Raw genomic sequence first — 13,877 nt, forward strand, 5'->3', positions numbered from 1 at the left:
CAGCACATGATTTGGTGGCGGCATGGCGATGTCCGCCCCGTACGCCCCGTCCGCGTGGGCATCCCGGGGCACGGGCCCGATACGGCTCGCGAGGCGGACATCTCGGCATTCCCCGCCGGTTGAGCATCCGGGGCGCAGCGCGAGAGCCGCTCAGCGATCCAGCAGTTTGCGCAGCGCCCGCTCGGCACGCGGCACGGCATTCGGCGGCAGCATCGACAGCACGCCGCGGCGACCGGCCTGCATCGCCGTCCGGCCGGCCTTGCGGCCGGGGGCGGTCAGCTTGCGACCGGCCCGATAGCTCACCGAGTGCCGAACCGAGGTCAGCTCGCGCTCCAGCGCGGCCACCCGGCGGTCCCGGTCCCGCAGGGACGTCTCGAGCCACTGCACCTGCTCGCCGCGCTCGTGCAGCTCCTGCGACATCCGGCCGGTGGCTGCGATGCTCTCGCGGTAGCCGCGTGACGGGCCCGGGGTCGCGGTGAACTGCGAGGCGCCACTGGCGAGGTTGGCGGCGTAGTCCTGACTCTCGCCGACCGGATCCAGTTGCTGCAGAACGGCATTCACCTCTGCTTCGCGAAGGGCGATGCCGTCGATGGTCGCCTGGTCGACCGGCAGGTCCGCCATCGCGGCCAGCGTCCGGGTCAGGTCGTCGGGGCTGATGTCGGGGCGCCAGCGGTGCTCGGCGCCGCTGCGCAGGAGACGCCGCGCGAAGACCCGCAACCCACGCAGCACCGTCAGGTGCGGGTCGAGCGACTCCGCCCAGGACCAGCTGGGGTCGAGCAATGAGCACGTTCCGTCGGCGTCGACCAAGACGTTGTCCGGTGTCGCGAAGAACCGCTGCGCCGGATCGGCGAACGCCGGATCCGACAACCAGTTGGCGTAGCTCTGCACCGTCTCGTGCAGGGCGTTCATGTCGCCGCCGGCGGCCGACACCCGCAGGCGCTCCTCGAGGGACGTGCCGTCGGCGGGCGCGGACGCCATACGACCGATGTCGCGGCGCAGCCGTCGCTCGGCCAACGGGCGGTCACCGTGTGCGCCCGTCGCGTGCCGGTCCCAACCGTCGCCGGTGTCCGTGAGTGTCAGCACCGCGGCCCAGTCGGGCGCGGACGTGTCGTCGCCGAGCACGACGTCCGGCAGCTCATCGTGTGTCTGCGCGGCGTCGTCGGCGTGTCCGGTGACGAGCAGCCAACCGGGTGCGACCTCGGCGAGAAGTCCTGCGGCGACTACTTTTCGGGCGGCGGCATAGGGGTCGGTCAGCGCGGGCGTCCGGCTGTGATGGGTCGCCTCCAGCCGCTGCAGGAGCGCGGTGAGGGTCTGCCCGACGACGGTCGAGGAGGCCGACTGATCGGCGACGTCATCGGCGACAAGGAGCGCCGGTGCCGGCGAGGAGGTGTATGCCGAATACCCCCGGTGCACACTCAGCCCTGCGTCTGCGAAGAGCCCCGGGATTTCGTGTCGGTATGGCGAGCGCTGCGCGAAGCCCGGCGCACCGCGGAACCACTGCGCGTCGTCGTCGAAGGTGGTGCGCACCTCCAGCCGCAACGCCTGATCCAGGCCAAGCGTGTTGTCGACCGACACGACGGCTGTGCCGCCGGGCGCGAGCACCTGCCGGACCAGGGCCAGCAGCTCCCGCTGACTCGCGCCGGGGGAGTCGGGCGTGGCCAGCGTCGCCGGATCGTCCAGGCAGACGACGAGGTCATAGCGACGGTCGGACGGGAACCGGTCGAATCCACCACAGAAGACAAGCAATTCGTCACGCTCACGCGCCAGGCTGGACAACTGCCGAGCATCGGGCAGGCCGCGCACGAGCACCCCGACCTGGGGTGGGGGCACGGCGTCCAGGTGCCCGGCAGCCCGCGGACCGAGCAACAACACCGTGCGCGGACGCTGCGCGGCGATCAGCCGGCTGAGCAGGTATTCGGTCGCGCTGGAGGGCGCCCTGCGTTTCAGGTCCGACCAGTGCAGCATGTCGCCACCGAGCAGCAGCGCGCCGGACGGCGGGTCGATCTGGGTGGCGGGTTCGTGCATTGCCAAATCGGCCACGTCAGACCAGGTCCCAGGTGAGTGCGGTGCCGCGTGCCACGTCGGTGCTGAACGTGCGTCCCTCGACCGTCTCGAAGAGGTCTGGAGCCAGCCCGCCCGCCGGTCGGATGGAGCGCACGTTGGCACTGGTGACCGGGTCGCCGGCGCGCACGTCGGCGACGACATACAGCGAGCGGCGGAAGCGCAGACCTTCGCGTTCGCCGCTCGTCGCGCCGATGCGCGGGCTGCCGAGGCACTGCCATGCGACTTCGGATTCGCGTGCCAGAGAGGCGAGTTCGCCCGGCTCGAGGGAGAACGACGAGTCGACCCCGCCACCCTCGCGGGCCATGGTGACGTGCTTCTCCACGGCCACTGCGCCGAGCGCCACGGCGGCCAGCGGCGCACCGATGCCCGGGGTGTGGTCGGACAGGCCGATGTGGGTGCCGAACGCGTCGCGCAGCACGGGTATGCCGCGCAGGTTGGACTCCTCCGGGTTGGCCGGGTAGTCGGCGGTGCAGGACAGCACGACGATCTGGTTGTTGCCGGTGCTGCGTGCGGCCTCGACCGCCGCGTCGATCTCGCTGATCGACGCCATCCCGGTCGAGATGATCATCGGCTTGCCCTTGCTTGCCGCCAGCCGCACCAGCGGCAGATCCACGATCTCCGACGACGCGATCTTGTAAGCCGGGGTGTCCAGCGACTCCAGCAGATCGATCGCCGTCGCGTCGAAGGGCGACGAGAAGCATGCCAGGCCAAGGGAATTCGCCAGCTCGAAGATGGGTTCGTGCCACTCCCACGGCGTGTGTGCCTCCTGGTAGAGGTCCCACAGCGTGCGACCGCCCCACAGCTCGTGCCCGTCCGACAGCCGGAAGTCGGGTGCGTCCGAGTCGATGGTGATCGTCTCGGGCTTGTAGGTCTGCAGCTTCACCGCCTGTGCGCCGGAGTCGGCGACCATCCGCACGATGTCGAGCGCCTTGTCCAGCGAGCCGTCGTGGTTGCCCGACACCTCCGCGATGATGAACGGCCGGTGACCCGGACCGATCGTGTGCTTGCCGATCGTGATGTCGACCGGTTCAGTCATGGGGCTGCCTCCTGCGGCGGATGGTGTGCACCGTGACGGGTCGCCCGCCGACGGTGCGTTGTTCGGCGTCGATCTCCTCGAAGCCGTTGCGGGTGTTCATCGAGCGCACGGCCTCGTTCGCGTCGAGCACTTCGCCATACAACTCCGCCAGGTCGAGCTCGCCGAACGCGAGCTTCACGGCCTCCCGCTGGATCTTGATCCAGGCGGGCAGGACCTGTCCGCGCTGCTCGAGCCCGGCGTTGTCGAGGTAGTAGCCCCACATCGCTGTTCGAGCCTCGTCGTCGATGTCGAAAAAGGTCACCACACCTGCGGGAACACCAGCGAACTCAAAGATGAACACTCGGCGAATAGCGTTGTCACGCAACGATTCCCAGTAGGTTTCGTGATCTTCGGGTGTGATGATTTCCTGTGTCAGGGAGACCGCACGGACCTGCGGATGGTTCCGCCAGACTCGGGCGTTCTCCTTGTCGGCGTCAGTGGCAGGGCGAAGCACCTAGCGTTCCTCCATTGTCCCGGTGAAATGTCCAACAGCACGGAACGTATGCCGTCCGATCGACGGGAAAGACAACAACTGATGAACACCGAGGGAGGCCCGATGTCCGGTCTGAGCCGCGACCACGTGCGCACGATGATGGGTGAGGTTCTGGCCGCACAGGGCAAGGAGCTGCCGTCCGACGACAGCGCACGACTGGACGGGATCGGATTCCGGTCGCTGGACTTCTCCGAGCTGGCGCTACGGGTCGAGGACGAGCTGGACACCGAGCTGAATTTCGACGCACCCGAGCTGCGCTCGGTCGAGACGGTCGGCGACGTGCTCGACTTCATCGACCAGCTCCAACCTGCATGAGCACCCCACGAAGTTTCTCCCCCGCTGCGCTCCTCCGAATACTTCGCGGGGACCCCGCATGAGCGCCGGCAGCACCGACACACCTGCGGGCGCCGGCAACCGCATCGTCACCAGCCGGTATGCCGGCACCTGGGCCGGCCTGCCTTCGTGGCCGGAGCTGCCGAGCTCCGCGGCCGTCCTCGCCGACGACAACACCGACGCGGTACGCGCCGTCTGGCAGCACACCGTCGATGGCGACCGCGAGACGCTGATCACCTCGGCCCGGCGGATCGACGCCGAGCAGGCCGACGGTTTCCTGGCGGACGGTCTGTCCGTCGTCACCGGCGACGGGATCAAGCCGTCGGAGGCCGAGCGAGCGGTCGCGCCGGGACGGCTCCTGCTGCTCACCAGCGGATCCACTGGTCGGCCGAAACAGGTTGTGCACACTTTGGGTTCTCTGACCACGGTCACCGGGGAGCAGCCTGCCCGCACCTGGCTGTGCCCCTACGCCACGGGTGCCTACGCGTGGTGGCAGATCGTCACGTTGTCACTGTCGTTGCCCGGGCAGGACGTGGTCTTCATCGAGCCCGGCGACATCGACCGGTGGCCGCGGCTGGCACTCGAGCACGGCGTCACCGCGGCGTCGGGCACCCCGACGTTCTGGCGGCAGGCGATCTGGCGTAGCGGCGAGACGGTCGCGCAGTTGTCGCTCGAGCAGATCACCCTCGGCGGGGAGCCGGTCGACCAGGCGATCCTGGACCGGCTGCGCGAGATCTTCCCGGCGGCGCGGATCTCCTGGATCTACGCGTCCTCCGAGGCCGGCGCCGCCATCGCGGTCCATGACGGGCGCGCCGGTTTTCCGCGCACCTGGCTGGACCGGGAGGCGTCGGACCGGCCGACGTTGCGCGTCATCGACGACGAGCTGGTCATCGCCTCGCGGCACGCTGCCGAGGGCATGCCTGGCGCCATACACACCGGCGATCGGGTGGAGGTGACCGACGACCGCGTCGCGATCGTGGGGCGCCTCGCGTCCGACGAGATCAACGTCGGCGGCTCGAAGGCATCCGGGTCCGCTGTGCGCCGCCGGCTGCTGGACCACCCCGACGTGGTGTGGGCCGCGGTCCGCGGCCGTAAGGCGCCGCTGGTCGGCCAGGTCGTCGTGGCCGAGGTCGTCCTCACCGGCGGCGCCACCGTGACGACCGGTGACCTCACCGTTTGGTGCGCCGAGCAACTGCCCGACTACTCCGTGCCGCGCCGGGTGCGCGTGCTGCCGGAGATCCCGATCAAGGAGAGCCTGAAGAGCGATGTCTGACGCTGATTCGACCCAGCAACCGATCCCGGCCGCGTCGTGCGTGCTGATCACCGGCGGCACCAAGGGCCTCGGCCTCGAGCTGGTCAGGGACACGCTGCAGCGCGGCGCGAAGGTCGCGACCTTTTCCCGCAAGCTGACCCCCGAGATCGAGCAACTGCAGCAGGAGTATGACGACAGGCTCTTCGCCGCACCGGTCGACATCAACGACCAGGCGGGCGTGAAGGCGTTTCTCAAGGAGGCGAACGCGGCGCTCGGCCCGATCGACTCGTTGGTGAACAACGCTGCGACGGGCCAGGATTCGATGCACCTGCACACTTCGCCGGAACGCATCGCGCAGATCGTGCAGACCAACCTGACCGCGCCGCTGGTGCTCACCCGGGCGTTCATCCGGCACGCGATGGCCAAGACCGGCCGCGGTCGGATCGTGATGGTCACCTCGGTGTGCGCACAGCGCGGCTACTCCGGTCTGGTGACGTATGCCGCGACCAAGGGCGGCCTCGATGCCGCCATGCGCACACTCGCCCGGGAGATGCACGGCCGCTTCCTGGTCAACTCGGTGGCGCCCGGCTTCTTCGCTTCGGACATGTCGTCCGTGCTGGGCACCGAGCAGTTGTCGACGATCGCCCGGCGCACGCCGTCGGGCCGCATGGTGACCCCGTCCAACATTGCGCCTGTCGTGCGCTCGCTGCTCTTCGACGACACCAACCTCAACGGTCAGGTGATCACCATCGACGGCGGCAGCTCGATCTGAGCGATCGATGCGCACATTGACCGACACCGAGTTGCTCGCCCGGTATGCCGTGCCCGATCACCTCGTGCTCGGGCCGAGCGCTGTTCTTCGTGCCAGGGACGAAGGGGTCCGCTCGCACTTGCCCGACGGCCGGGGCGTTGCCTGGCAGGTGCCGGAGAGCCTTGTCAGACGGGCTGCGATCGATGCCGAGCTGCGTGATCATCCGGTCAACGGCAGCCTCGCTCGCAGGGTCCGCAGCACCGACCCCGCAGTCGTCTGGCCCCGGTGGACGCAGTGTGAGGTGACCGCGAAACTGCTTGGCCTGCCAGTGCTTTCGTGGCTCGGCTGGCCGGGATTGATCGTGCCCGGTGACCTCGCCCGGCAGGTGCGTGTCGACTTCGCAACGGTCGACGATGTGCTCGTGTGTTGTGGACTGCGCGCTTCCGGCTGACGTGCCGCGCGGCGGTTCGATCAATGGTGCGGGTCGTCGGGTCCACCCGCGACCCTCGACAGGTTGGACGCTGGAGTGGTGACTTGCTCCGAACAGACCCGAACCCTGCCGGCCGTCGATCCGCAGACCACTGACCGGCCGGGCGCCATACCGACGGCACTCGCGCTGGCCACCGGCACGGCGGTCCTGGTGGGTGCCGAGTTCGTGCCTGCCGGGGTGCTGCCGCTGCTGGCGGACGACCTGCACGTGACCGAGGGCCGTGCCGGTCTCGCCATTGCCGCGACCGCGCTGGCGGGAGCGGTCACGGCGCCGACGATCGCCTCAGTGTTGCCGCGCGCCGACCGCAGGCGGGTGCTGCTCGGGCTGTTGACGCTCGCGCTCGCATCGAATGTCGTTGTGGCAGTTGCACCTTCGCTGCCGGTGCTGCTGATCGGACGCGTCCTGCTCGGCGTGGCGATCGCCGGCTTCTGGACCTTCACCTTCGGTGTGGGCGTCGAGATCACCGGTCGTCCGGCGCTGATCTCGACCGCGATGTCGCTGGGCACGAGCCTGGCGACCATCATCGGCGTGCCGCTGGCGTCGGTGCTCGGTGACGCGGTCGGCTGGCGTGCCGTCTTCGCCATCCTCATCGCAGCGACGGCTGCCTCCGGGCTGGCGCTGGCCAGGCTGCTGCCACCGGTGCCGGCGCATCCGGGTGCGGGTGCGGCGATGATGCGTCGCGCATTGGGCAACCGCCGGCTGATGGTCGGCGTGGCGATGGTCTCGTTGGCCGCCTTCGCCAACTTCGCCGCGTACCCCTACATCCGGGTGGCGCTGCAGGCGGTGACTCCCTCGTTGGTGACCGTCCTGCTGCTGGCCTGGGGTGTCGGCGGACTGCTCGGCAATCTGCTCGGCGGCTGGCTGTCGACCCGCCTGCGGGTGGGAGTCGTGGCGGCTCCGACGGTGCTGTTCATCGGTCTGACGCTGATGACCGCACACTCGTCGGCGCTCGTCGTCACGCTGGCCGTGGTCGCCTGGGGGACCGGATTCAACATGGTGCCGGTGACGACCCAGCTGTGGGTCTCGCGGGCCGAGCCGAACCGCGTCGAGGCAGCGGTGTCACTGCAGGTGACAGCCTTCCAGACCGCGATCACACTGGGTGCGATCGTCGGTGGTCTGATCGTCGATCACCGTGATGTCTGGGCCGCCATGACGGTCGGTGCGGGGCTCGCCGCGGTTGCCGCGGTCGGCTTCGCCGTGATCCGGCTGGTGCCTCGCGAGGACTGACGCCACCGGCCCGGGGTGGCACCCGTCTCCGCACGAAACGCCCGCACGAACGCCTCGGCAGAGCCGTACCCGCAGCGCGCGGCGATGACACCGATCGAGGCGTCGGAGGAGCTGAGCTCGTCCATCGCGCGGCGCATCCTCAGCCGCCGCAACAACTGCATCGGGGCCAGGCCGGTGGCCTGCCGGAACCGCCCGACCAACGTGGTGGTGCCGACGTGCGAGAGCCGGGCGAGGTCGGCGAGTGTCCAGTCGCGAATCGGATCGGCAGCCATCGCCATGGCCGCGGCACTGACGACGCTGTCGGCCGACGTGCTGGGCAGGCGGTCGTCCAGGGCGCGGGCGCGTTGATGCTCGGAAAGCATTGCCGATCCGAGCAGTTCGCCATACGCCTCGGTGACACCGGGCCGCTCCACCTTCATCTCGCCACGGACCGGGCAGGCGGCCAGCAGGGCGACGATGCCGCTCTGTGTCGCGGCGAAGTCACGCGCGATCATCGGCGCGCCCAACTCGCCGCCGACCGCGCGCAGGTCGGCCACCAGCAACCGACTGTCGGTCGCGGCGCGCACCGTGTACAGCAGCGCATGGTGCAGGTATGTCGCATCGCCCGCGTCGAGCGTGGTCGTGTCGCCGTCCCCGAGGTCGACCGAGCCGGAGCAGACGAGCAACCACAGTGACGAGCGGGTCGGCTCCAGGGAGCTGCCCGCGGCCAGCTCGCAGTTCCACGATCGGTCGATGCGCCACCGGATCCGGGAGTAATCCATGCCCGGTGCAAGCGCGCTCATTGCCCGGGCATTCCCCGGACGCCGGCGCTCGGTCAATGCGGCGACCGACTCGACGACCGCAGCATGCGAGTGCCTGGGTTGTCGCGATGTTCAGACACGCTCCGCACTCCGTTCAACCACGACTCGTAACTTGCGAAACAACAGGCGTCCTCAGTAGGGAGACATTGGGTGGAAGGCACTCTCAGTGCGCCGGATTCGCGTCCGCTGACCTCGGCCGCAGTCCAGCGGCGGCCAATGTGTCGACCCACCGTGGGCGTCGCGATGCTGCACATGGGGGACCGTCCTGCCGAGCTCCGGCGCGCGCTCGCGACACTGCGGGCGCAGCAGGATGTCGAGCTGGACGTCGTGCTGGTGGGCAACGGTTGGGAGCCGGAGGGTCTGCCGGACTGGGTGCGGACGATTCACCTGCCCGAGAATGTCGGCATCCCCGAGGGCCGGAACATCGCCGCGCGGGAAGTTCGCGGCGAGTTCATCTACTTCTACGACGACGACGCCGCCCTTCCCTCGGTCGACGTCATCGCCCAACTGGCACGACGGCTGAGCTCCGACGACCGCATCGCCGTCGTGCAGCCGCGCGGCGTCGACCCCGACGGCAAGCCGTCACCACGTCGCTGGGTGCCACGCTTCGACGTGCGTGACGGTGGTCGTGCCGGTCCGGCCGCCTGGTTCTGGGAGGCCGCGGTCCTGGTGCGGCGCACCGCGTTCGAGCAGGCCGGCGGGTGGCCGGGTCACTTCTTCTTCGGGCACGAAGGTGTCGACCTCGCGTGGCGAATGGTCGACCTCGGCTGGAGGATCGAATACGCGCCGTCCGTGGTCATCCACCACCCGGCCACCCCCGCTGCACGGCACGACGTCTACTTCCACACCAACGCCCGCAACCGGGTGTGGGTCGCCAAACGCAACCTGCCGGCTCCGCTCGTGCCGGTCTACCTGTCCTTCTGGACCGGCGTCACCGTCGCCCGCGTGCACGACCGCCGGGCGCTGCGCACCTGGGCCGGCGGATTCGTCGAAGGCATCCGCACCAGCGCGGGAGAGCGGCGCCCGATGACCTGGCGGACCGTGTGCCGACTGGCCCGTGCCGGCCGCCCGCCCGTGGTGTGAGGTGAGTGAGCTGAGCGTGCGACAGGTTGTCATCACCGGCGTGCGGAGCCGCACGCATCTGGTCCACCTCGCGGCATACCTGCGGACGGTGCAGGAGCCGGTGCAACTGACCTATCTGACCGGCGGGACGTTCCTCGGTCACGCACGCGTCGACACCACCGACGTCGAACGATTCCTCACGCTGCCCGCCGGCAGTCGGGTGGAGATCGTCGAGTCGATCGGGGCGCTCGCCGAGTTGCCGGACGGTCCGCTGACGTATCTGTCGGTCGGGGCACCGGGCATCAAACCATGGGTCACGCTGCGTCGCGCGAGGCCGCTGCGCGCCATACACACCGTGGTGACGGACGAGGGTCTGGGCACGTATGGCGACTGGCGCACCCGCCGCGCGGCCTGGCGTCGGCAGGGCGTCGGCGAGCCGTGGCGGACCGTCCGCGCACTGGCCGTTCAGGGGGCGGCCAGGGGACTGACGACCACCAGGTTCGCGATGTATGACGCCCGGCACGACTTCGCCCTCGACGCGCGCATCCGGGCCGAGTTCTGCGCGCACGTGGGTGACCGCAGGCCGGACCCGGACGACGAGCGGGTGATCTTCCTCAGCTCCCCGTGGGTCGAGATCGGCGCGCTGCGGGAGAAGGACTATCTGCGCCACATCGAGGACATCCTGCGCGAAACGCAAAGCACCGGACGACGATTGGTGGTCCGTCCGCACCCCGCCGAAGACCCCAGCAGATACCGCGACTTCGACACCGTCGACGGCGATCTGCCGGCCGAGCTCGACCCCGCGGTTGTCGGTGCGTCGGCTGCCGTCGGTGGCACGAGCACCGCCCTGCTCAACCTCGCGGCGCTCCATCACATGCCTGGGACACGCGTCGTCACCCCGGGCCTGGAGCATCTGGACACCGGCCTCGGGCGTGGTCAGCGGGCGCTGCTGAGTCGCTATCTCCCGGCGCCTGTCAGAGTCAGCAGTTAGAGTCGAGGTGTGAAGGTCCAACGGGCAGCAGCCGCACGCATCTCTGGTTCACCCGCAGTGCAGCGCGTGGTCGGACGCGCCCGGCAGGCCGCCAAGGAGACGGCGTCCAAGCTGCCGCGCCCGGTCGAGCAGAAGGTCTCGCTGCGGGCAGCCGACTTCGCGGGCGTGCGCACCACGGGCTTCCTGCTCGACGGCGACGAGGCACGGTTGGCCCGCAAGGCCGCCCGCCGGCTCGGGCTGGCCCGCACCCTGGACGACACCAGCGCCTGGGCGGCCTTCGGCGCCCTCGCGGCACTGCTGCGCGTCGTCGACGACGGGCGGCGACACGCGGTCGTCGTCGACACGGCCGGAGCCCGGTCGGTCTTCTCGCGGTGGGCGACCAAGATCGGTTTCGCGCCGCTGGCCGTCGACGTGATGCGCTCCGACGTCGTCGGCACCGACATCGACGCGGGCTCGGTCGACCTCGTCGTGCGCCTGCACCCGCACTCCAGTGACCCCGCCACTGTCGACGAGGACCTCGCCCGCGGCACCGCGGCACTGCGTCGTGGCGGGCTGATCATCGTGTCGTTGCGGCTCGGTCCGCGCGACGCCGGCGGCGTCGCGGTGGCCGATGTGCGCTCGCTGATCGCGCGCGCCGACGAGCAGGGTCTGTCGCTGGTCGGCGACCTCGCGCTCGAGGAGGGCCGACAGGCCAACACCGTCGCAGCGGGCGAGAGCGGCAACTTCGGACTCGCCCTGCTGACCTTCCGGCGCAGGTGACGGCCCAGGCGTCGATCACCGCCGACTTCGCGCCGGGGCGACCGGTCCCGTTCGAAGCGATCCTGGGTGTCTATCAGCACGGATCCGGTGACCCCACCTACCACTCCGCCCCCGGTGTCGTATGGCGCACCGCCCGCACCCCCGACGGACCGGTCACGCTGCGGTTGCACCGCGAGCCGGCGACGAGCGGTGACCGCGTCGTCGCACATGCCTGGGGACCCGGTGCGCAGTGGACTCTCGACGGCCTGCCCGAGCTGCTCGGTGACACGGACGAGTTGCAGACCTTCCGGATCCACCACGAGACACTGCATCGGGTCGCCCGGACACACCAGCACTGGCGGGTCGCACGCTCGCGGCTGATCCTCGACAGCCTCATCCCAGCGATCATCGAGCAGCGCGTCACCGGCAAGCAGGCGTTCGGCGCCTACCGGCAGTTGGTGCGTCGTCATGGGGCACCCGCGCCCGGCCCGGCCGAGACCATCGCGAAGCTGCGGCTGATGGTGCCGCCGGACGTCGCGGGCTGGCGGCGCATCCCGTCCTGGGAGTGGCTACGCACCGGTGTCGACGGTCGCCGCGCAGACACCGTGCAACGCGTCCTGCAGGTGGCACCCCGGCTGGCGGAGTGTGCTGATCTGCCGCGCGAAAAGGCCTGGCAGCGCTTGCGATCCGTGCCCGGCATCGGGGTGTGGACGGCAGCCGAGACGATGCAGCGCGCCGCCGGGGACGCAGACGCCGTCAGCTTCGGCGACTACCACGTGGCCAAGGACATCGGGCACGCGTTGACCGGTGCCCCCGTCGACGACCAGGGGCTGGCGACACTGCTCGAGCCGTATGCCGGCCACCGTTACCGCGTGCAATACCTCGTCACCGCCGGTCGGCTCGGCGCGCCACGGCGTGGGCCACGGCTGGCCGTGCCGACGCATCTGCCGGGTTGAGCCTCGACGCATCTGCCTGGTTGAGCCTGAATCAAGGTGGCTGAGCTTGAAACAAGATGGTTGAGCTTGAGACATGGTGGTTGAGCTTGTCGAAACCATGACCTCGACAAGCTCGGCCATCTCAGGGCTTGTCAGCGCCGGCGCCAGGCGGCGACGGCGGAGGCGACGAGCAGCGCCATACCGGCCAGCGTCGCGAGGTGCATGCCGTGCACGTATGCCGCGCGTGCCGCGTCCATCACCTGCTGCGCGAGCGCGTCGGGCAGGGCGGCCGCGACACCTGCGGCTCCGGCGAGTGAGCCACCGGCCAGGCCGTGCGCCACCGCCGCGGGCAGCGCGTCGTGTGCCTGCGCGCGGTAACCGGCGGCGGCGACGCTGCCGAGGAGCGCGATGCCGAGTGCACCGCCCAGCTCGCTCGCGGCTTCGGAGACCGATGCCCCGGCACCTGCCTGACCTTCGTCGACGCTTGCCAGGACGAGTTCGCCGGCGAGGGTCATGGTCAGCACCAGACCGCCCGCGAGCATGCCGGAACCGATCAGTGCGGGGACCAGGGAGGAAGTGCCCAGAGCCGCGAGCACCGCGAATCCGGCTGCCGCGACGGTGAATCCGACCGCAGCGGCGACCGGTTTGCCGAGCCGACGGCCCAGCGGAGCGGCGCACGGCGCGACCGCGGCGACACCAACTGTCGGCACGATGCTCCACAGCGCGGCGACCAGCGGGTCGTAGCCGAGCACGAGCTGCAGGTAGGCGGTGATCAGCACTGCGTTGCCGACCAGCGCGAAGGAGCAGATCATGTTGCCGGTCAGGGCCGCGCGATAGCCCCGGTTGCGCAGCAGGGAGGGCGGCACCATCGGGTGCGGGTGGTGGAACTGACGGCGTGCGAAGACCACGAGCAGCGCCACCCCGACGCCGATGCACACGATCCAGCGCAGGTCGAGCCCGTCGGCGGCCCACTGCTTGATGCCGAAGATGCTCGACAGGATGCCACCGAGCGACAGCAACGAGCTGGGCAGATCCAGCCGGTGCTCGTGGCGATCACCGCGGGGGAGCAGCACCGGCCCGAGGACGAGCAACAGCGCCATCGCCGGCAGGTTGATCAGGAAGACCGAACCCCACCAGAAGTGTTGCAGCAGAACGCCGCTCAGCACCGGGCCGAGTCCGACGCCGCCGGTCATGATGCCGGTCCACGCACCGATGGCCCGGCCGCGCTCCCGCTCGCCGGGGAAGAGTGACCGCAGCATCGACAGGGTCGACGGCATCAGGCTCGCACCGGCGACCCCGAGCACACCGCGGGCGAGGATCAACTGCACCGCGCCGCCGGAGTAGGCCGCGAGCAGCGACGTGGCCGAGAAGCATGCCGCACCGATCAGCAGGAGACGGCGGGGACCGATGCGATCGGCGACAGCGCCCATCGTCACGAGCATCCCGGCGAGCACGAACCCGTAGACGTCGAAGATCCACAGCTGCTGGGTCGGGGATGCATGCAGGTCACGGCTGATCTCGGGTGCGGCGAAGTAGAGCACCGACACGTCCATCGAGACCAGCAGCAGCGGCAGCGCCAACACGGCGAACGCCAGCCACTCCTTGCGTCCGGCGGTGGGTGCCGCGAGGTGAGTGGTCTTCATCAGCCATTCCCTAACTGTGTATA

Annotated in this window: 14 protein-coding genes; 9 read left to right on the forward strand and 5 right to left on the reverse strand. The window is 69.9% G+C overall.

Translation table 11 applies throughout. From position 1 onward, the window contains the following. Window positions 1-150: 150 nt before the first annotated feature. Genes ACSZL9_RS10040 through ACSZL9_RS10050 form a run of 3 tightly spaced genes read right to left on the reverse strand, consistent with a single transcriptional unit; the run spans window position 151 to window position 3,593 of the window. Window positions 151-2,025, reverse strand: coding sequence for a hypothetical protein (locus ACSZL9_RS10040; protein WP_446665352.1), 1,875 nt, complete (start codon window positions 2,023-2,025; stop codon window positions 151-153). A 16-nt stretch (window positions 2,026-2,041) separates the two neighbouring features. Beyond that, a complete protein-coding gene (gene pseI, locus ACSZL9_RS10045) occupies window positions 2,042-3,100 on the reverse strand; it encodes a pseudaminic acid synthase (RefSeq protein WP_446665353.1) in 1,059 nt (352 codons plus the stop codon). Then, entirely contained in the window at window positions 3,093-3,593 is a 501-nt protein-coding gene (locus tag ACSZL9_RS10050) for a GNAT family N-acetyltransferase (RefSeq protein WP_446665354.1), read from the reverse strand. The genes pseI and ACSZL9_RS10050 overlap by 8 nt, the downstream gene beginning before the upstream one ends. 102 nt (window positions 3,594-3,695) lie before the next feature. On the opposite strand from ACSZL9_RS10050, the gene ACSZL9_RS10055 reads away from it, so the two are divergent. The 5 genes from ACSZL9_RS10055 (at window position 3,696) to ACSZL9_RS10075 (ending at window position 7,685) form a co-directional block, all read left to right on the forward strand. Continuing rightward, window positions 3,696-3,947 carry an acyl carrier protein gene (locus ACSZL9_RS10055; RefSeq protein WP_446665355.1) on the forward strand — a complete coding sequence of 84 codons (252 nt, stop codon included), beginning with the start codon at window positions 3,696-3,698 and terminating at the stop codon, window positions 3,945-3,947. Between the two features lie 58 nt (window positions 3,948-4,005). Continuing rightward, on the forward strand, window positions 4,006-5,238 hold the full coding sequence (locus tag ACSZL9_RS10060; protein ID WP_446665356.1) for an AMP-binding protein: 1,233 nt from the start codon (window positions 4,006-4,008) through the stop codon (window positions 5,236-5,238). Continuing rightward, entirely contained in the window at window positions 5,231-5,989 is a 759-nt protein-coding gene (locus ACSZL9_RS10065; protein ID WP_446665357.1) for an SDR family NAD(P)-dependent oxidoreductase, read from the forward strand. The genes ACSZL9_RS10060 and ACSZL9_RS10065 overlap by 8 nt, the downstream gene beginning before the upstream one ends. A gap of 7 nt (window positions 5,990-5,996) precedes the next feature. Continuing rightward, entirely contained in the window at window positions 5,997-6,419 is a 423-nt protein-coding gene (locus tag ACSZL9_RS10070; protein ID WP_446665358.1) for a hypothetical protein, read from the forward strand. 78 nt (window positions 6,420-6,497) lie between these two features. Further along, the gene (locus tag ACSZL9_RS10075; RefSeq protein ID WP_446665359.1) at window positions 6,498-7,685 is read left to right on the forward strand and encodes an MFS transporter; all 1,188 of its coding nucleotides are present in this window, start codon (window positions 6,498-6,500) and stop codon (window positions 7,683-7,685) included. Here ACSZL9_RS10075 and ACSZL9_RS10080 read toward each other — a convergent pair. After that, window positions 7,586-8,467, reverse strand: coding sequence for a helix-turn-helix domain-containing protein (locus ACSZL9_RS10080; protein ID WP_446665360.1), 882 nt, complete (start codon window positions 8,465-8,467; stop codon window positions 7,586-7,588). The two genes, ACSZL9_RS10075 and ACSZL9_RS10080, sit on opposite strands and share 100 nt — an antisense overlap. A 249-nt stretch (window positions 8,468-8,716) precedes the next feature. Here ACSZL9_RS10080 and ACSZL9_RS10085 point away from each other — a divergent pair, with 249 nt between their 5' ends. Genes ACSZL9_RS10085 through ACSZL9_RS10100 form a run of 4 tightly spaced genes read left to right on the forward strand, consistent with a single transcriptional unit; the run spans window position 8,717 to window position 12,232 of the window. Further along, window positions 8,717-9,568, forward strand: a complete 852-nt coding sequence (locus ACSZL9_RS10085) for a glycosyltransferase family 2 protein (RefSeq protein WP_446665361.1) — start codon at window positions 8,717-8,719, stop codon at window positions 9,566-9,568. Between the two features lies 1 nt (window position 9,569). Then, window positions 9,570-10,538 (forward strand): polysialyltransferase family glycosyltransferase, encoded by a 969-nt coding sequence (locus ACSZL9_RS10090; RefSeq protein WP_446665362.1) that lies wholly within the window; start codon window positions 9,570-9,572, stop codon window positions 10,536-10,538. Window positions 10,539-10,547: 9 nt separating this feature from the next. Further along, window positions 10,548-11,297 carry a hypothetical protein gene (locus tag ACSZL9_RS10095; RefSeq protein ID WP_446665363.1) on the forward strand — a complete coding sequence of 250 codons (750 nt, stop codon included), beginning with the start codon at window positions 10,548-10,550 and terminating at the stop codon, window positions 11,295-11,297. Beyond that, the gene (locus ACSZL9_RS10100; protein ID WP_446665364.1) at window positions 11,294-12,232 is read left to right on the forward strand and encodes a DNA-3-methyladenine glycosylase family protein; all 939 of its coding nucleotides are present in this window, start codon (window positions 11,294-11,296) and stop codon (window positions 12,230-12,232) included. The genes ACSZL9_RS10095 and ACSZL9_RS10100 overlap by 4 nt, the downstream gene beginning before the upstream one ends. Window positions 12,233-12,363: 131 nt before the next feature. On the opposite strand, the gene ACSZL9_RS10105 is transcribed toward ACSZL9_RS10100, so the two are convergent. Beyond that, window positions 12,364-13,854, reverse strand: a complete 1,491-nt coding sequence (locus tag ACSZL9_RS10105) for an MFS transporter (RefSeq protein WP_446665365.1) — start codon at window positions 13,852-13,854, stop codon at window positions 12,364-12,366. Window positions 13,855-13,877: the final 23 nt, after the last annotated feature.

Source organism: Flexivirga sp. B27, from assembly GCF_052905685.1.

What these genes read in the sequence shown, in the direction of transcription:
- ACSZL9_RS10055 (WP_446665355.1), top strand. Translation starts at nt 3,696, where the DNA reads ATGTCCGGTCTGAGCCGCGACCACGTGCGCACGATGATGGGTGAGGTT.
- pseI (WP_446665353.1), bottom strand. Translation starts at nt 3,100, where the DNA reads ATGACTGAACCGGTCGACATCACGATCGGCAAGCACACGATCGGTCCG.
- ACSZL9_RS10040 (WP_446665352.1), bottom strand. Translation starts at nt 2,025, where the DNA reads ATGCACGAACCCGCCACCCAGATCGACCCGCCGTCCGGCGCGCTGCTG.
- ACSZL9_RS10070 (WP_446665358.1), top strand. Translation starts at nt 5,997, where the DNA reads ATGCGCACATTGACCGACACCGAGTTGCTCGCCCGGTATGCCGTGCCC.
- ACSZL9_RS10080 (WP_446665360.1), bottom strand. Translation starts at nt 8,467, where the DNA reads ATGAGCGCGCTTGCACCGGGCATGGATTACTCCCGGATCCGGTGGCGC.
- ACSZL9_RS10060 (WP_446665356.1), top strand. Translation starts at nt 4,006, where the DNA reads ATGAGCGCCGGCAGCACCGACACACCTGCGGGCGCCGGCAACCGCATC.
- ACSZL9_RS10065 (WP_446665357.1), top strand. Translation starts at nt 5,231, where the DNA reads ATGTCTGACGCTGATTCGACCCAGCAACCGATCCCGGCCGCGTCGTGC.
- ACSZL9_RS10105 (WP_446665365.1), bottom strand. Translation starts at nt 13,854, where the DNA reads ATGAAGACCACTCACCTCGCGGCACCCACCGCCGGACGCAAGGAGTGG.